Annotated in this window: 20 protein-coding genes, 1 tRNA gene and 2 pseudogenes; 16 read left to right on the forward strand and 7 right to left on the reverse strand. The window is 65.2% G+C overall.

Annotation, left to right across the window (positions count from 1 at the left end; genetic code table 11):
• The first annotated feature begins 150 nt into the window (after positions 1-150).
• From glp to ACQPXH_RS06065, 11 genes and pseudogenes are all read left to right on the forward strand, one after another.
• Entirely contained in the window at positions 151-1410 is a 1260-nt protein-coding gene (gene glp / locus ACQPXH_RS06015) for a molybdotransferase-like divisome protein Glp (RefSeq protein WP_433601323.1), read from the forward strand.
• Between the two features lie 12 nt (positions 1411-1422).
• Positions 1423-2073, forward strand: a complete 651-nt coding sequence (locus ACQPXH_RS06020; protein ID WP_433601324.1) for a GNAT family N-acetyltransferase — start codon at positions 1423-1425, stop codon at positions 2071-2073.
• A gap of 328 nt (positions 2074-2401) precedes the next feature.
• The gene (gene sepX / locus ACQPXH_RS06025; RefSeq protein ID WP_433601325.1) at positions 2402-3475 is read left to right on the forward strand and encodes a divisome protein SepX/GlpR; all 1074 of its coding nucleotides are present in this window, start codon (positions 2402-2404) and stop codon (positions 3473-3475) included.
• Between the two features lie 85 nt (positions 3476-3560).
• Positions 3561-3633: transfer RNA gene (locus tag ACQPXH_RS06030), tRNA-Ala, on the forward strand.
• 440 nt (positions 3634-4073) lie between these two features.
• Positions 4074-4424, forward strand: coding sequence for a WXG100 family type VII secretion target (locus ACQPXH_RS06035; protein WP_433601326.1), 351 nt, complete (start codon positions 4074-4076; stop codon positions 4422-4424).
• 15 nt (positions 4425-4439) lie between these two features.
• Positions 4440-4727: pseudogene (locus tag ACQPXH_RS06040) on the forward strand (WXG100 family type VII secretion target); the annotation flags it as partial.
• A 1-nt stretch (position 4728) separates the two neighbouring features.
• A complete protein-coding gene (locus ACQPXH_RS06045; RefSeq protein ID WP_433601327.1) occupies positions 4729-5691 on the forward strand; it encodes a polymorphic toxin type 37 domain-containing protein in 963 nt (320 codons plus the stop codon).
• Positions 5681-5980: a polymorphic toxin type 37 domain-containing protein gene (locus ACQPXH_RS06050; RefSeq protein ID WP_433603324.1), complete on the forward strand. Its 300-nt coding sequence runs from the start codon at positions 5681-5683 to the stop codon at positions 5978-5980. The genes ACQPXH_RS06045 and ACQPXH_RS06050 overlap by 11 nt, the downstream gene beginning before the upstream one ends.
• Positions 5977-6285 carry a hypothetical protein gene (locus tag ACQPXH_RS06055; protein WP_433601328.1) on the forward strand — a complete coding sequence of 103 codons (309 nt, stop codon included), beginning with the start codon at positions 5977-5979 and terminating at the stop codon, positions 6283-6285. The genes ACQPXH_RS06050 and ACQPXH_RS06055 overlap by 4 nt, the downstream gene beginning before the upstream one ends.
• A 467-nt stretch (positions 6286-6752) precedes the next feature.
• A complete protein-coding gene (locus tag ACQPXH_RS06060) occupies positions 6753-7061 on the forward strand; it encodes a hypothetical protein (protein ID WP_433601329.1) in 309 nt (102 codons plus the stop codon).
• Positions 7048-7587 (forward strand): type II toxin-antitoxin system RelE family toxin, encoded by a 540-nt coding sequence (locus ACQPXH_RS06065; RefSeq protein WP_433601330.1) that lies wholly within the window; start codon positions 7048-7050, stop codon positions 7585-7587. Before ACQPXH_RS06060 ends, ACQPXH_RS06065 begins: the two co-directional genes overlap by 14 nt.
• Before the next feature lie 491 nt (positions 7588-8078).
• Here ACQPXH_RS06065 and ACQPXH_RS06070 read toward each other — a convergent pair whose 3' ends face one another.
• Entirely contained in the window at positions 8079-8426 is a 348-nt protein-coding gene (locus ACQPXH_RS06070; RefSeq protein WP_433601331.1) for an alpha/beta fold hydrolase, read from the reverse strand.
• A gap of 63 nt (positions 8427-8489) precedes the next feature.
• On the opposite strand from ACQPXH_RS06070, the gene ACQPXH_RS06075 reads away from it, so the two are divergent.
• Positions 8490-9032, forward strand: a complete 543-nt coding sequence (locus ACQPXH_RS06075; protein ID WP_433601332.1) for a helix-turn-helix domain-containing protein — start codon at positions 8490-8492, stop codon at positions 9030-9032.
• Between the two features lie 24 nt (positions 9033-9056).
• On the opposite strand, the gene ACQPXH_RS06080 is transcribed toward ACQPXH_RS06075, so the two are convergent.
• Both ACQPXH_RS06080 and ACQPXH_RS06085 read right to left on the reverse strand, forming a co-directional pair.
• Positions 9057-10583: a plasmid pRiA4b ORF-3 family protein gene (locus ACQPXH_RS06080; RefSeq protein ID WP_433601333.1), complete on the reverse strand. Its 1527-nt coding sequence runs from the start codon at positions 10581-10583 to the stop codon at positions 9057-9059.
• A 129-nt stretch (positions 10584-10712) separates the two neighbouring features.
• A complete protein-coding gene (locus ACQPXH_RS06085) occupies positions 10713-11141 on the reverse strand; it encodes a DUF7711 family protein (protein WP_433601334.1) in 429 nt (142 codons plus the stop codon).
• Between the two features lie 130 nt (positions 11142-11271).
• Here ACQPXH_RS06085 and ACQPXH_RS06090 point away from each other — a divergent pair.
• Positions 11272-11412, forward strand: a pseudogene (locus ACQPXH_RS06090) (IS701 family transposase); the annotation flags it as partial.
• A 4-nt stretch (positions 11413-11416) separates the two neighbouring features.
• Here the strand turns inward: ACQPXH_RS06090 and ACQPXH_RS06095 are convergent.
• The gene (locus tag ACQPXH_RS06095; RefSeq protein ID WP_433601335.1) at positions 11417-12118 is read right to left on the reverse strand and encodes a class I SAM-dependent methyltransferase; all 702 of its coding nucleotides are present in this window, start codon (positions 12116-12118) and stop codon (positions 11417-11419) included.
• 433 nt (positions 12119-12551) lie between these two features.
• Positions 12552-13175 (reverse strand): antibiotic biosynthesis monooxygenase, encoded by a 624-nt coding sequence (locus ACQPXH_RS06100; protein WP_433601336.1) that lies wholly within the window; start codon positions 13173-13175, stop codon positions 12552-12554.
• A gap of 246 nt (positions 13176-13421) precedes the next feature.
• Here ACQPXH_RS06100 and ACQPXH_RS06105 point away from each other — a divergent pair, with 246 nt between their 5' ends.
• On the forward strand, positions 13422-13733 hold the full coding sequence (locus ACQPXH_RS06105) for a hypothetical protein (protein ID WP_433601337.1): 312 nt from the start codon (positions 13422-13424) through the stop codon (positions 13731-13733).
• 11 nt (positions 13734-13744) lie between these two features.
• Here ACQPXH_RS06105 and ACQPXH_RS06110 read toward each other — a convergent pair whose 3' ends face one another.
• Entirely contained in the window at positions 13745-14020 is a 276-nt protein-coding gene (locus ACQPXH_RS06110) for a hypothetical protein (protein ID WP_433601338.1), read from the reverse strand.
• Positions 14021-14040: 20 nt separating this feature from the next.
• On the opposite strand from ACQPXH_RS06110, the gene ACQPXH_RS06115 reads away from it, so the two are divergent.
• On the forward strand, positions 14041-14478 hold the full coding sequence (locus tag ACQPXH_RS06115; protein ID WP_433601339.1) for a GNAT family N-acetyltransferase: 438 nt from the start codon (positions 14041-14043) through the stop codon (positions 14476-14478).
• Here the strand turns inward: ACQPXH_RS06115 and ACQPXH_RS06120 are convergent.
• Positions 14475-15725 carry a KasA/KasB family beta-ketoacyl-ACP synthase gene (locus ACQPXH_RS06120; RefSeq protein WP_433601340.1) on the reverse strand — a complete coding sequence of 417 codons (1251 nt, stop codon included), beginning with the start codon at positions 15723-15725 and terminating at the stop codon, positions 14475-14477. The genes ACQPXH_RS06115 and ACQPXH_RS06120 overlap by 4 nt on opposite strands.
• A 456-nt stretch (positions 15726-16181) precedes the next feature.
• Here ACQPXH_RS06120 and ACQPXH_RS06125 point away from each other — a divergent pair, with 456 nt between their 5' ends.
• Positions 16182-16853 (forward strand): hypothetical protein, encoded by a 672-nt coding sequence (locus tag ACQPXH_RS06125; RefSeq protein WP_433601341.1) that lies wholly within the window; start codon positions 16182-16184, stop codon positions 16851-16853.
• The last annotated feature ends 5 nt before the right edge of the window (positions 16854-16858 follow it).

The raw sequence follows: 16858 nt of genomic DNA on the forward strand, positions 1-16858 counted from the left end.
GGTTCATCTGCGGTGTGAGCGACGGGCTCGGAGGCGGCAGCTTGCGTAACCGCGCAGAGCCCCAAGAACACCGCGGATCGGGCAGAGCCGCGCGGGTTCGCTTGCGCGGTCGCGGAATCGGGTCGGTGCGGAGAGATCAGGAAGGGCTGGATGCGCTCGGTTGAGGATCAGCAGATCAAGGTGACGGCTGCGGCGGTCGCGCCCCGGCCGGTCCGGGTCGCGATCTCCGAGGCGCAAGGCCTGCTGTGTGCCGAGGATGTGGTCACCGAGCGGCCGCTGCCCGGCTTCGATCAGGCCGCGATCGACGGATATGCGGTGCGCAGCGTCGACGTGTCCGCCGCGGGCACCGATATTCGCGACGAGGACGGCGAACTCGTCGATCTGACGCTGCCGGTGGTCGGCGAGGTGGTCGCCGGTTCCAAGCAGCCGATCCGATTGCAGCCGCGCCAGACCGTGCGGGTCGACACCGGTGCGCCGCTGCCGACGCTGGCCGATGCCGTGCTGCCCTTGGATTTCACCGATGGCGGCCGGGCCCGGATCAAGGTGTACGAGCCGGTGCGCTCCGGTGACTATGTCCGGCGCATCGGTGACGATGTGCAGCCCGGCGATGTCGCGGTGCGCGCGGGCACCATCATCGGTGCGCCGCAGGTCGGTCTGCTCGCCGCGGTCGGCCAGGACAAGGTGCTGGTGCATCCGCGCCCGCGGCTGTCGGTGATCTCGGTGGGCGGCGAGTTGATCGACATCGACCGGACGCCGGGGCCGGGGCAGGTCTACGACGTGAATTCCTATGCGCTGGCCGCCGCCGCGCGCGAGGCGGGCGCGGATGTGAACCGGGTCGGCATCGTGAGTTCGGATCCGCGGCGGCTGCGCGATGTGGTGGAGGGCCAGCTGGTTCGCTCCGAGGTCGTGGTGATCGCGGGCGCCATCGGCGGGTGGGCATCGGAGCAGATCCGCGAGGCGCTCGAGGGGCTCGGTGAACTCGAAATCGCAAGGGTCGCCATGCATCCCGGCTCCGTGCAGGGTTTCGGTCGGCTCGGGCGCGACGAGGTACCGACTTTTTTGCTGCCGTCGAATCCCGTTGGCGCACTGGTGGTTTTCGAGGTCATGGTGCGACCGTTGGTCCGAATCGCGTTGGGGCGCAGACATCCCATGCGCCGGATCATCCGAGCCAGAACGATCACCCCGATCACTTCCATGGCCGGACGCAAGGGTTATCTGCGCGCGCAACTCATGCGCGATGAGGCCACCGGCGACTACCTGGTGCAGCCGCTGGGCGGCGGCACCGGCGGTTCGTCGCATCTGCTCGCCACGCTGGCCGAGGCGAACAGTCTGATCGTGATCGACCCGGACGACACCGAGATCAGAGCCGGTGACGAGGTCCGGGTCGCATTTCTCGCACAGCGTGGCTGAGGTGTGGAGACGATGAATGTGTTCCAGGTCACGCAGCATCCCGGCTGGCCCGCGCGTCTGGGACCGCTGCACGTCGCGGCCGGTGAGGTGACATTGCGTCCGGTGCGGTTGCGCGATGCGGCGGCATGGAGCCGGATCCGGTTGCGCGACAGGGCGCATCTGGAGCCGTGGGAGCCGACCGGGCGCGGTGCCTGGGAGGCACGCAACCACGTGTCGAACTGGCCGTCGCTGTGGTCGAGTCTGAAGGCCGAGGCCAGGCGCGGTGCGATGATTCCGCTGGTGATCGAGGTCGACGGTGCGTTCAGCGGTCAGCTGACCGTCGGCAATATCGTGCGCGGTGCTTTGCGTTCGGCGTGGATCGGCTATTGGGTGGCCAAGGATTTGGGCGGTCAGGGCGTGGCGACGGCCGCGTTGGCGCTCGGGCTGGACCACTGCTTCGGGCCGGTCGGATTACATCGGGTCGAGGCGACGGTGCGGCCGGAAAACCTGGCCAGTCAAGCGGTTCTGCGCAATGTGGGGTTCCGCGAGGAGGGGCTGCTGAAGCGGTACCTCGATGTGGACGGGGCCTGGCGCGATCACCTGCTGGTCGGCATCACCGTCGAGGAGGTGGCGGGGACCGTCGTCGATCGACTTGTGCGCGATGGCCGGGCCACGCTGCCCTGAAATACCGGTACGTCCGTACTGTTTTCGACGCGCCCGGCTGACCTCGGCGCGCGGCGAAAATGGTGGAACTGTGACAGGTGTGGCGTATGTGCACGGCGCGCCTGACCGAACTTGGTGCGCCACGGAATTAACCTACGGACGTCGGAGGTGCGTCCCGCGCCACCGGCAAATCAGCCTGTGAGGCAGTGCCGAACACGCCTCACGGCGGCCGGACGTTCCGTCCGTCCGAGGCGTTTTGCGGCGAGCGAACGCACCGCGACGGGGCGCGGTGCGACCCGGTCGAAAGGCCGAGCGGACGATGCGGCGGGGACGGAGGTGCAGAGGCGAGATGCCGAATTCGATCCTATGGATCGGCCTGGTCGTGCTCTGGGTCTTTGTGCTGTTCCCGATCCTCGCCGACCGGCACCCCAGGATCAGGCAGACGACCGACGCGGCGTTGGCGACCCGCGTATTGCACCGCGGAGGTTCGAAGCGGCGCACGAAGAGTGGCCCGGCCGCGGGACATGACAGTGATCCGGACTACCGCCCGACCCGAGTGCAGAGAAAGCTTTCCCACAGCGATGATGCGGAGGACCGGATGACCCCACCGGCCGACGAGCAGGTCACCGAGGACGACAATCCCGCGGACAGCCCGCCCGAAGCCGAGCCGGCGGTATCCGATGCCGAAATCGAGGACACGGATAACGAATTCGACGGTGCGGACAGTGAATTCGAGAACGAAGCCGACGAACTCGACGCCACCGATTCCGATGATGCCGAAATCGCAACGGCCCGAACGGCTGCGAAGCAACCGGCGACCGCCGATGATGACCGGGTGGCTTTAGCGCACACCGAATCGACCGGTGCCCGAATCCCCCCGGCCCGGACGGCGGCGCCCGCCCGATTCGATGAATCCGACTCCGACGACTCGGATTTCGTGCCGACCCGGCGCGGCCGCGGCGGCTTCGACCCGGAGGCTGACGCCATCGCGCGCGCGACCCGCTACACCTTCCGTCAGCGCGCGGTGCTCGGCCTCGTCCTGGCCGCCCTCGCCTTCGGTGGCCTCTCGGTGGCTCTGAGCCCCATGTTCTGGTGGGGCTGCGGCGGCTCCGCGCTCGTCCTGGTTACCTACCTGGCGTACCTGCGCAAGCAGGTCCGCATGGAGGAGGAAATCCGCCGCCGTCGCCTGGCCCGCCTGGCCCGCAGCCGCGGCGAGCACATCGAGGCCGAACACGAGGCCGAGCAGCGCGCCCAACAGCGCGTCATGGACCGCGACACCGCCCGCGCCCTGCGCCGCCGCTCCGCCCTCATCGAGGTGGACGACGAAGACCCCACGTTCGACCACCTCGAAACCTTCGACCCCGCCACCGCCCGCGCCCTGCGCCGCGGCACCGGCGACATGCGCCGCGCCGCAGGCGCCTGACCCATCCGCCCAGGTCACCCACACGATTCGGAGTCTGCCCACCCCGCCTGATACAGTGTCACAGCGCGGTTCCCCGGAGCCGCACGGGGCTATAGCGCAGTTGGTAGCGCGTCTCGTTCGCATCGAGAAGGTCAGGGGTTCGATTCCCCTTAGCTCCACCCGCTGGCGAAGCCGCAGGTCATCGACTTGCGGCTTCGCTGTTCTGTGGCATTGCGAGGACACCTTGCGGAGATTCGGCCATCTGCGAGCGTCGGGTTTGTCTCCGAGCGATCCAGGGCTGTCGACGCTCGACATACTCCGAACTCGCGGTCCATGTCGCGATGTAGGCGCGCGCTCAGCCGATTACCGGGTGTTCGGTATGAGCCCGGCCGGATGCGGCCGTGCCGCAACGTGGTTCGACAATCAGCGTGGAGACCGCATCAATCCCGCACCCGACCAGGCGCTGACCAGGCAGCGCCGTTTCCTGCCGCTCCAGGGCTCCCGGTGGGCTATACCGTAGGAGGAGACCTCTTGTTGTGCCGCGCGGATGGTGGGTATGGGCGACGCGGTAGATTGTGGCGATGAGAGGCGAGTTCGGACCGGCTGAATAGCGGTAACGATGTCAGCGTGGCTGTGGGCCGGGGGGGAAGAGAATATGGCAACGAACGACCAGCCGCTGAGCGTTGTTCCCGACGCGGTGATGGCAGTCGGTAGGCATGCGCTTGATGTTGCGCAGCAGTTGAAGGCGGGATCGTTGGCGTTGGACCGTGAGGTTCAGGCGTTGTTCGGTACCTGGAAGGGGAGCGCTGCCGATGCCTATCGTGAAGGGTGGGACGACATGCAGGACGGTGCGATGAAGGCATGGGACGCGCTCACCGACCTGGCTTCGAAGCTCGGCGTCAGTGTGTCGAGGCTGCAGGAGCAGGACAACTCCAACGCGGCGCCGATCAGCTCGCTGCAGTTGGACTGACGGCATGACCTCTGATTCGAGTTCGACCTCGATCACATCGACCAGGTGACCACCCGCGCCCGTGGCTTCAAGGAGTTCTTCGCGGACCATCTCGATGAATTGGACCGCACCGTCGAGGGCCTAATGCGGAGCGGGCAGTGGACGGGCGCGGCCGCAGCGGCCTACGCCGAGGAGCACCAGGTCTGGGTGGCCGCGGCACGTGAGCTGCTCGATGGGCTGGCTCAGATGGAACAGGCCGGCAGGACGGCACACGAGTCCTACTCGGACGCGGCGGCCGTGAACCTGCGCATGTCGGGGGGATGACGTGGCTGTTGTTGCGCCGCAGTCGTATTACACAGCCGCGGAGGAATGCTACAAGCTGTCGAGGGAGTTCCAATCCGCGTACAACCCGTTGCAGACGGTGCTGCTCGACACCAGCGGGATGGCCGGTAGTTGCCAGGCGGTGAAGGCATGGTCGCAGGCATACGATGAGCGCGCGGGTTCCTTCACCACCGCTGCGACCAACTTTGCCAGGGCGCTGCAGCATTTCGGTGACATTCTGATCGCGTCGGGCTACAACTGGGAATGCTCCAACTACACGGCAAACCGAGATCCGGACAAGGGGACCGGTCCGGCGTGTCCGCGCACTATCCCCTCCGAATTGCCTTACGGCGCAGGCATTGTCGTCGGTGTGGCTTCCTCGCGGAACAACGGCCCCGGACTCGAGACCGAGTTCCCGGAGCTGTACGCCAAGGTCGTCGCCAAGCTCGCGGGTGACAAAGTGCCCGACGGCGACACCGACAAGCTCGACCGCGCGGCCCAGGCGTGGAAAGCCTTTGCCGACAACAACACGATCTTCGCCGCCGGAGCTCGGCTGCGAGTCGTCGCCGACGGACTCGGCAAGTTCGACGCACCCGACATCCCGAACCTGACAGACCATCTCAGAACACTCGCGAAGAACGCGGACGACATCAAGCTGGCCGCCGACGACCTGGCGAAATCGACAACCAGCCACCATGCCGCTGTCGTCGCGGTTCGCGCGGATATCAATACCCAGGTGGCCGCAACGCTCGTCGTCGCGTCTGTCGTGATCGCCGTAACCGCCGTGGCAATCCGCAATCCTCGAGCGGCGGCAGTCGAGGGTCCCGCTCTGGAAACCGCCGCGTCCGCCATCGCCGGCGCCGTCGGATCGTTCTTCACAGCCGTGGCCGGGATAAAGTTCAGCGCCGCAGCACTTGCCGTGGGCGCCCTCGCCACCATCACCGGCCTGACCATCCATCGCGGGTGACTCGACATTCAACGCGAACTACAAGCCTCCGGCCAATGCCTACGATCCCAACGGTTCCAAAGCGCCGGGTCGTCCCGGCGAGGCGGAAGGATTCGTACCGCCCAAAGGCGGCGACCGGTGGGTGCCGAATCCGAGTCCCAAGGGTCCTCGCTTCGGCTGGGAAGATGCCGATGGAAACGTCTGGGTGCCGACCGGGCAGGGAAGCGTCGCACATGGCGGACCCCACTGGGATGTGCAGGGCAAGGACGGCAATTACGAGAACGTGTATCCAGGAGGCAAACGGCGATGAGCGACACTGAGATCGCGCTAGAGGCAACCGGCGTCGTATACGGGTCGTCGTACGACGAAGCGGCATTTTTCGAGTGGCTCGACAAGATTCCTGCCGTGCGGTCCTACAAAGGTGAGCTGCGAACGCTCTACATCAACGTCGATGCCGCGGCCGATGACGAATCCGTATACGAACTGGTATCCCTGTTCCATCGATACCACGTCGAGATGTCGCAGCTGCGGGTGTTCGATACGGAGCAGATCGGTGAATGGTTTCGTAAGCCCAAGAGTTACTGGTATCAGTCCGTCTTCGGCACGTCGAGCTAGCCGCCTGGAACGCGAGCGAACGCGCTCTCATAGCCGCATACCGAGCGAACAACCCAAGCTGATGCCTGGGTTCGCCTGGTGATATCCGATGTGCCAGCGGTTCGCCGGGCGCCGTTAGATCGGTCAACCCAGTAGGTCAAGCTGTGATTTTCACTTGTCGAACGCCTACCGGCATGATACGAATCGCTGGCCCTTCGACCGTCAAAGTGTTCGGGTTGTGAAGCGTTAGCCCCGCTCGTTGTTGTGTGACATTGCGCGAAACCCTGGTGGCGGTTCGGTCATCAATGAGCGCCGTTTGCGTCCGGCCGATCCTGGGCCTCGAGGGGCAATCCACTCCTGGGGGACACCCAGCGGTACCGGTACGGAACACGTTGTGTCTGGAGCCCGGTCGTACAAGGACGGCGGAGGTGGTTCCCGGCAGGCGACACGGCATCGAGAATCTAGCTAGAATTCTGTACAGTTACGGCATGTCCATCCTGCGCAACACTCATGAGCTCAGCGTTTCCGACGCCGCGCAGCGAGGCGTCGCTGGACTGGTAGCGGATGCCGAAGGTGGTACCGATCTGGTGGTCACCCGCCATCACCGGCCGGTTGCCGCCGTGGTCAGCATGAATCGGCTCGCCGAGCTGGATCGCGCGGAGTCCGACCTACGTGACCTCGCGCTGGTGCTCGCCCGGGCCGCGACCGACAGCGGGAACCGAACGTCACTGGACGATGTGCTCGGCGCCTTCGGTCACACGAGGGAGTCCCTCGCCGAACTCGATGACCACGAGTAAGTCGATGGTCGAAGTCCTCTTCACCGATGCGGCAATCGACGACCTTCGAAAACTCGGTCCCGACGCCGTGCCCAAAGTCCTCAAAAAGGTGCTCCTGCTGCTGGATTCACCGCAAGCCGGCTATCCACTCGGCGGCGAATTGACCGGGTTCCGCAAGCTTGTTGTCGGCCACAACACCTGGCGGATCGTGTACCGGGTCATCGATCAGCAGACCATCGAGATCTGCGAGATCTGGGCAATCGGAGCACGCGCCGATTCCGAGGTCTACGCGGAAGCAACTGCCCGCATCGTCGCGGCCGCCGGTCGGCTACCAGAATTCAGCAAGCTCGGCGCAGTGGTCGAGCGACTCGGCCGCAGTGCCGAATCGCTCGGCATTCCACCGACACCGATGCGCGAACCTGTCCCCGATTGGCTCGCACAGCGATTGATCCACACGGTCGGCATGGCTCCCGCCGAGGTCGCGGCACTCGATCTCGAACAGGCTGTCGACCGCTGGGCGGAATACACCTCGCGGCCATCAACGTAACCCGGCCGGACACGATCCTGCCCCAGGGGCCACCCGTCGACCCTGGGGCATGTCTGTCACCGTGTGCCAGCGGCCCGTTCGCCTGCCGAGCGGCACTATTCCAATCTCTGGCCCATCGACCGTCAAAGTGTTCGGGTTGTGGAGCGTTAGGCCCACTATTAAGGAAGCCGCAGGTTATCGACCTGCGGCTTTTCTTTTGCCTGCGAGCAATATCGCCGAGTTGGCAGCTGAGCTGTGGAAACAGTCCTGAGTGGTGGTTTCGAACCCCCGAGGGGTTGTGAATTCAGAACTTGATGTGGCTGTTGTGGTCCTTGATGTGTACTGGTGGTGTTGGCCTCGTTATGGATCTGACCGCTCAGGTGGGCAGGGCGCGCCAGCTTGGCTGTCGCTGCCGTTGGGTGTGTCGCCGGTCTTCCGTTCTTTCTCTTTGGCGATGTTGATGATCGCCCGGCTGAGTCTCTGCAAGTCGGGAGGGTTCTTGAGCTCGCTGGTTACGACGATGCGGTGTTTGCGTTGGCGCGACGGACGATCAGCCCACCCATGCTGTGGCCCACCAGGATCACCCGTCCCGGCTCGAGCGCCTGGACCAACGCCACCAAGGTGGCCGCCATGTCGTCGATGGTCTGCGGTTCGGCGGCGCTGCCACTGCGGCCGCGACCGGCCCTGTCGTAGGCGACGGTATGCGCGATGTCCCCCAGTAACGGCACCACTCGATCCCAGAGCGTGCGCCCGGCGCCCCCACCGGATTCGAACACCACCCAGGTGTCCCCGGTGCCGGACTGTTCGAAGTAGATCTCGGTGCCGTTCACCATCATTCGACGCCCAGGAACATCCCGCATCGCGGTCGACCTTCCGTTCAATACCAATTTTGGGAACGGTACCATATGTGGGATAGTTGCGGCATGGACCCGACCGAATTGCTGCTCCACCCGGTGCGATTGCGCATCATCCACGCACTGTCCGGCGGCCGATTGCGCACCGCAGGACAGTTGTGCGACCGCATGCCCGATGTGCCCCGGACCAGCGTCTACCGGCAGCTCGGCCTGCTCACCGACGGCGGAATGCTCGAGATCGGTGACGAGCGACGCGTGCGCGGCGCAGTGGAACGCTCCTACCGATTGCGACCCGACCGCCCGACCGTCTCCCCCGAGGCGAGCAGCGCGATGACCCTGCACGATCACCGCCAAGGGTTCGCGGCCGCCATGGCCGTCCTGATCGCCGAGTTCAACGCCTACCTCGATCAGGCCGACGCCGACCCCGTCGCCGACTCGGTCGGATACCGCCAAGGCACGCTCTGGCTCAGCCCCGAGGAACTCGGCACCATGCTCACCGGCTTCCGCGACCTCGTCGGACCCCTCGCGGCGAACCAGCCCGGGCCGGGCCGCAGACCGTACCTGATCAGCCCGATCCTTTTCCCAGGCGAGAAACCAGTATCGCCGAGCTGACAGTGCTACCGCACGTTCGACCGCTCAGGACCTCCAATGGTCAAGGCCATCCCAGCCGGACGGCGGCGTCAGCGCCGGGTGCGCTCGGCCGAGATAGCTGAGATACGCAGCGTGCAGCCACGCTTCGACGGTGCCCGATAGGAATTCCAGGTCGGCGAAACACACGGAGCCGTTCGCCGTCTTTCCCCAGCAGCGCGCCCGAAGTTCGAACGCGTCATCATCCTCGATCAACCCGGTGACGATCACCGGTTGCCCCAACAGTGTTGCGGGAACAGGGAGGTCGATCTCCGCTTCCAGCACGGTCCAGAACGCGGTCAACTCCTCCGCCTCACCGTAGGCGTCGGTCAGAATTATCTCGATGTCATCCCGCAATCGCGCGTCGATCTGCCGGACCTCGTCATCCAAACGGGCGAGCCGAGTGTTGATATCGGCCTGGTCGAAGCGAATCCAGGCGGGCTCGTCCTCGCCGCAATCCTCGACCGGGGAGTCTCCACGTCCATCCACACAGACCGGGTAGGTCGAGGCCGGATCCGGCTCGACAGTCTTCTCCAGCGTGATCTCATGCTGCCAGTTGTCACCGAAGTCATAGACATAGGAGATCGACTTGCGCGCACGAGCCAGCGCCGTGGCCACGGTGATCTCGTCCTCGTCATACTCGGCGTCGAAATACGGGTCGCCGTACCGGCGGCGGCCGATGGTGAACGCATGGAGGTGCTCGTCATCCCAGGAGAATGCGATCTGGATGATCTCGTGCAGATCACCCAGTGTCGCCGATGCGGGTACGAGTACCCGACGCCAGCACGCCGGCCGCGCATATCGCAGACTGATCTTCAACTGACAGACCACCTCGGCCCCGATCTCCGTGCCGGATCGCCCAGGCGGCGAAGAGTCCGAGCCGCCGACCCGCGACAGTGCCCAGTGACCGAGTGGAGTGATTCGCCACTGTTCCCCCTCGTTATGCGCAGCGCCGAAGGCTTCGAGCACCTCGAGCGCCACCTCCGCCGGATCCCGCATGCCGCACCCATGCAAAAAGATCTTGTGCAGACGACGATTCGAACCGATGACTGCGTATGTGATCGCCCTCAGCAGATCCGAACCGCCCGATGGCGGATCGGTGGTGAGCACCGACAGCACCAGCCGACCGATCTCCAGGGACTCCGTACCATCGCCGTCGTCGGCGAACGTGTCCGCCAGCACCGCCGCCAATCCCCGCGACCAGCCATCGAGTATCTCGTCATCAGCAGCACGATCCCAGCCTGTCCGAACCTGCCCTGCCACGGCCCGGCCGCCGCTGATCGACAACAGGCCGACACCGAGCGCTGCGGTCCACGGACAATGCAACGCTGGCACGTCTGCCGCGCTCCGAACCCACTGCGGCACCTCAACACCCAACATCTGGCCTGCGAGAGGAACATCAGCCCGGCGCAAGACGTGTTTGGCCGTCACCGACCGCCCCGCACTGACCCAGTCGGCCAACGCCAAACCGTTCCGCACCGCAGCGCACTGCCTGGCCGACACCGCGAGAGCACGGCTTTCCTCACGCCGATCCACCCGAGGCAGTCTAGCCACTGCCTCACTGCCGGCCGACTCGATCCCGCCGCCGCTCTCCTCGTCGAGGCGGTGCACGATCTCCAATAGATCGAGATAGCCGCCAGCCGCCTCCCAGAGGTGATCCTCGGGCTAGCGGCCACCCTCTCGATGCTCGAAACGCCAATCACGGTCCCAATACGTCCGATGGACGGCACGGAGTCGAGCCAATGCCCTATCCCGCTCCACCTCCGTGCGGCGCCGCAGTTCCGCCGGGCTCGCGATCACCGGGGCAGGTCCGCGAACGGTCTGTCGCGCAGGGCATCCAGTACGGCCTCGTCGATACCGTCGAGCGGACCAGAACCGGACCGGCTCGCGGACACCGGACCGACACGCGGCACGCAACTCATCGAGGAAATCCACGCGGGCACGAGCAGGCCGGGCGAGCGCATAGCGGCCCCACGCCGACCTCAGCTGCGACTCGCCAAAGGAGCCAACAGCATCTCGACCTCGGAGCAAAACCGTTGCAGCGACAGGGGATCGGGCACCGCGCCGCTCTACCGAGCCGCCGCGAATCGCCACTAACCGCAGGCAGGCATCGCGCCGCGCACGGGATGCTGCAGGCCACAGACCCGCGACTAGTCACAAGGATCAAGATCTGTCCTGATACTGCAACGACACCTACGTGAGTTGGTTCTGGTAGATCTGGTGTGTGGTGTTGGATCGTGTTGTGGCGGAGTTGGATTCGTTTGATGTGGCGGGGTTGGGGGGCCGGTTCGCGCGGTCTGAGCCGCGGGCTCGGGTGCTTGAATACGTTTCGGGGCTGTTGGCGGGTTCGGAACGTAAGAACGGGAGGATCAGCCCAGTCGGGCGCACAGCAGCCAGGCGGGTACCGACTTGCGGCCACTGGGTTCGTCGCGGATGCCCTCGAATCGGAACCTCGGGCCGTCGGCAGGGCCGAAGTCGCCGACCGGCAGGTTGCCGTGGATTCGTGCCGGCCTGATCTCATCGACCACCCAGTACTTCTCCACCGCCTCGCGGAGCTCGTCGGCGGTGACCGGCGCCGGCCCCGGCACGGGTACTTCGGGTAGGGCGGTCCGGTCGAACACCAGCGCGAAATAAGACGCGCCCGGCGCGGCGGCGCGCGCGATCGACTGCTGGTAGCCCGCCCGCGACTCGACCGGGATCGAGTGGAACAGCGTGCTGTCGACGATCGTGTCGAAGCGACCGTCGTAGCCGGTGAAGGAGGTGACGTCGGCGACCTCGAAGGCGGCGTTGGCCAGGCCGCGCCTGGTCGCCTCGGCGCGGGCCAGCTCGATCGCGGTCGGCGACAGATCCAGCCCCACGGTGGTGTAGCCCCGCTCGGCCAGATACAGCGAGATCGCCGCCTCCCCGCATCCGACATCGAGGACATCGCCATGGAATTTGCCCTGCTCGATCAGCGTGGCGAGTTCCGGCTGGGGTTCCCCGATACTCCACGGCGGTTTGACGCCCGGCCCGAACGGGCCACCCGTGCCTCGGTAGACGGCTTCGAACTCGAAATCCTCCGGCCCAGTCATAGCATATGAGTATCAGTGACCTTGCTGCCTGTCAATGTCGTCCCGCCAGTCCGAGGTGAATCACCGCGCTGGATGTCTTGCGTCGGCATTCGTTTCGAATGGGATTGCGCGTGGTGATCGCTTCGCGCTGATGTTGCGAAACGATATCGAGCCGATCGGCACAGCACTGTTGAACAGTGGATCCGGGGTCATCCTGAACCGCTCGGTAATCTCGATGGTGCGATTGCGATTCGATGGGGCTCATCTACACATCGGGCACTACGGGAACACCGAAAGGTGTTCTCCGCGAACGTATGACGCCGCATCAGCTGTTGTCCATCGCAAAGTGTACAAGCGTGAACTCCGGGCGCTCTACAAAGCTTGATGCCCAGGGCAACGGTGTAGCGGCGACGGCTCCCGACCGATCATTCGGTCGAGAGCCGCAGCCGTGCGTTTACACCAATTCGGGGACGCGGAGGTGGGCGATGGCCAACTCGCACTCGCACATGTCGACCACCTGCATACCGGCTTGGCGGGTGATTCGCTCGCGCAGGGCGGTTGCGTCTTCGCGGTTGCGTTCCATGGCGTCGGCGGTATCGAAGGTGACGCAGGAGACGCCACGGCCGGATGCGCGCTCGACGAGGAGGCTCGCGCTGCAGAACCCCTCGAGGGATTCCATTTCGGGTAGGGCCTGGGATTTGTAGGTCTCGATCGCAGCGTCCTGTCGATCCGGGTTCGTCTTGATCCAGACAACGCGGGCGCAGGCGCCCTGCTGTGCGCGGTGGTCACGATGTAGGGCGGCGATTTCCCATTGCTCGATCTGGGTGCCACCGCTGCCGAATGCCGCGGCTGCGCGATCTCGAATGGGGCGAACGCGGTCGGCGCTGCGGGCCATCGCATCCTCGGTTTCCCATGAGGTAGTGACGATGCACCGGCCGGACTGGCGATCGACCAGCAACGATAGTCCGACACAGCCGCGTATGTCTTCCAAAGCCGGCATTACCTCGTCACGTACGTGCGCAATCCCGGCATCGATAGCGGAGGGTTGCGCCTGAATAGTGGTAGAACGTGCGTACACGAGCGACTCCCTCGGTGTTCAGGGCAGCGCCCCGGTGGCGCCACCGACATGTTCACACTGCCCCGCTGCGGCGCTCATGGCAATAGGCTCAGCACACTTCACGCAACGTTTGTTGAGGGCAGGAGATTGCCGCTGTGGCTTCAGGAGTTTGCGGTAGCTGGATGCGGGGTACTTCCGGCTCTGAACGATTTCCGGGCAATCGGCGACCGTGGCAGTCAGTGAACCTGTCCGGCAAGAGGAATTATTATGTGGGACAAGAAGTTCGACCACATCACCACGAATCGACAGTTCGAGAGCGACGAATGGGACAGCGGCACAGTCGCTTTCGCTGAGATCGCGGATAACCTGGTTCGAAGTCTGCTCGACACCGGACTGCAGCTCAACAAGATCGGTATCGAATTCGACCGGGAGCCGGCCGCATCCGCGCAGGCGGATCGGACCCGCGATGCGATCAGCGACATCATCGACGACCTCGACCACATCATCCGCGATGCCGGTCGGGCGGTTATCGCGGTGACTTCGACGCTGCCGAGGACGGGGATATCGCGGTACAGATGAACAAACGCACGTCAGTTGCCGGTGCCGCATACGCCGTCATGCCGGACCCGGTCGAACCGGATGTGCTCGCCGAGCCGCAGGCTGTCACCGGGACACCCGTACGCCCTGGCGATGACCTTCTCGATGACCGTGCGCGGCAATAGGCGACGCAGCGCGAACATGGCTGGTGCGTTGCTGCCGACCGCATACAGCGGCCGCGGCCGCCGGTCCTCGACGGCGGAGACGATGGTGGCGTCAACCCGTTGTGGCGTAATGCCTTTGGCCTGCTGCTGGTCGAGAGCGGTCATGAAATGGGTGAAATCGCTGTGTGCGGGGAGTTCTGGAGTTGGATTCGGGCGGCAGTCCCGATAATCGTCGACATGATCGGTGCTCTGCTGATTACCAAACTGCTGCTGCTCTGGGTGATGCGCCACTGTTCCCGGGCGAGGCCATCGAGCGGGCCGAGCGGGACCTCACCGCGACGAGCGGTTTCGTCGGCTCGCTCGCCATGATCGACGGTAAGCCCGCCGGCGGCGCGAGCCTGCGCCTCAGCGACGGCGTTGCCCAATTATGCGGTGCGGCAACCCTTCCCGAATTCCGCCGCCGCGGCGTGCAGGGCGCACGGCTATCGATGCGCCTCGCCGCCGCGGCGGCCGCGGGTTGTGACCTCGCGGTGGTTACGACACTGCCGGGTTCGAAGTCGCAGCAGAACGTGCAGAAGCTCGGTTTCCAGCTGCTCTATCCGCGTGCCGTTCTCGTCCGCTAGTACCGGCCGAAGGCGAGCGCGACATTGTGCCCGCCGAAACCGAACGAGTTGTTGATCGCGTACTCGATCTCCTGGTTGCGCGCCTCGCCGTGCACCACATCCAGATCGATCTCCGGATCCTGGTTCTCCAGGTTCAGCGTCGGTGGCACGACTCCGTCGCGGATGCTGAGCACGGTCAGAATCGATTCCAGTGCGCCCACCGCGCCGATCGAATGTCCCAGTGCCGACTTCGGCGCGTACACCGAAGCGTGGTTGCCCACGGCCTTGTTGATCGCGTTCGCCTCGGCGGTGTCACCGATGGGAGTCGCGGTCGCATGCGCGTTGATGTGGGTGATGTCCTTCGGGGTGAGGCCTGCGAGCTGCATGGCCCTGGTCATCGCGCGTGCCGCGCCATCGCCATCGGGGGCGGGAGCGACCAAATGGTAACCGTCGGAAGTGATTCCGGCACCGAGCAGGCGCGCGTGGATCGTCGCGCCACGAGCCTTGGCGTGCTCCTCGGTCTCGAGGACCATCAGCGCACCGGCCTCACCGAAGACGAAACCGTCACGATCCTTGTCGAACGGACGCGAGGCGCCCTTCGGGTCGTCGTTGCGGGTACTCATCGCGCGCATCATGGTGAAGGCCGCGATCGGGAGTACATCGATGTATCCCTCGACGCCGCCGGTGACGACCATATCGGCGTCACCCATCGCAATCATGCGCCACGCGTTGACAATCGCTTCCGACCCGGACGAGCACGCCGAAACCGGCGTGATCACGCCTGCCTTGGCCTTCAATTCGAGACCGACGACCGCCGACGGGCCGTTCGGCATGATCATCTGCACGGCCAGTGGCGAAATCTTGCGGTAGCCACCGTTCTTCAGCTTGGTGTTCGCATCGGTGATCGCATCGGCGCCGCCGAGCCCGGTACCGATCGCCACACCCAGACGTTCCGGATCCACCTCCGGACTGCCCGCATTGCGCCATACCTCGCGTCCGAGAACCGTCGCGAGCTGTTCTACGTAGGCCATCCGACGCTGTTCGACCCGCGTCAGCAGGGTTTCGGGGCGAACCTTCAGGTGACCGCCGATGCGGACGGGGAGGTCGTACTCCTCGATGAAGGGATCCTCCAGCACGTCGATTCCGCTCTCGCCGTTGAGGAGTCCCTTCCAGGTCGCGTCGACATCACCCGCGATGGAGGTGGTCGCCGCGAGACTCGTCACGACGACATTCGGGAATCGCCCGTCGGCAGCAAAGAGGTTTCGCACGAGAATCGCTCCTGGTTTCTCTTCCGATAACGCGGTTTTCGGTGTCCTGGCGAGTGCCTTAGCTGAAGTGGACAGGCGTTCGACAGGCTACGGCGGCCGGACATCGTTGTCGCGCGGCATCGTCGCAGACGTTCTATTATGCCGCCGCATGCACCGAAATGCACTGCTGAGCTGGTATTTTCGCTGGACATCGTTCCCGGAAGAGCATACCGGCGCGGATTGATCACGGTATGCCCGTCGTTACGAACCTTCGGCCCGGCGCTTGTAGGAAACCTCCAAAGTCGCAGGAACCGCGTGCCTCCGAGGGCAGTCCGGGCGTAGCTTGCCGGTCCATTGACCGGTTCTCTCCGGCCCATTATGTCGCCTTACCGGCGCATCTGTGCAATCTTGTTATTGCACAACGGCATTGAAAGGGTCGCCCCAGCGGCACCGGTGAAGGGGTGTGGCGAGAGCATGGTGTCGTCGAACACAGCCGAGTCCGGCGGCAATGCCGCCGCGTTGCACGTCAGCAGGCGCGTGAGTCGCTCGGCCGATCCGCTGTGGCCGGGCATGCTCCCGTCCGGGCCCGCACCACGTGTCCTCCCGCCGACGCGCCCACACCGTCGGAAGCGGCGTCGGCCGCGTCGGCCCTGGCTGGTCGGCAGTGCCGCGATCTTCGCGACGCTGGCGGCGGTGGCATTGGTGCTCGTATACACGGCCGAGGCGAGTAATACCAGGCAGTCGGCGGCCACGATCACCGATCGGGTGCTCGGCGGCGGACCGAACTGCGAGCCGACGCGCACCGAACAGTTGGTGCGCGGCAACGGAACCGGGTCGATCGAATCCGGGCCGGATGTGATCTTGGCCTTCCAATATGCCTATTACGTGACCCGCTCGGCCTCGGATGCCCGGGCACTGACCACAGCGGATGCGGCGGTGTCCTCGGTCGCATTGATCGACGCGGGCATCAAATCGATTCCGCCCGGCACCCAGCATTGCGTCATGATCATCCCCATGCTCGACGGTCGCTTCGACGTTGTCATCACCGAGTTCCGACTGGATGCGACCGTGCGCACCTATCGGCAGTTCGTCACCGTCGCGCCCCACGAGGGCGGCACCGCCATTACCAAGATCACCGCGCCGTCCTGAGTTCT

It is taken from the genome of Nocardia sp. CA-135953 (genome assembly GCF_050955735.1).
GTDB lineage: Bacteria > Actinomycetota > Actinomycetes > Mycobacteriales > Mycobacteriaceae > Nocardia.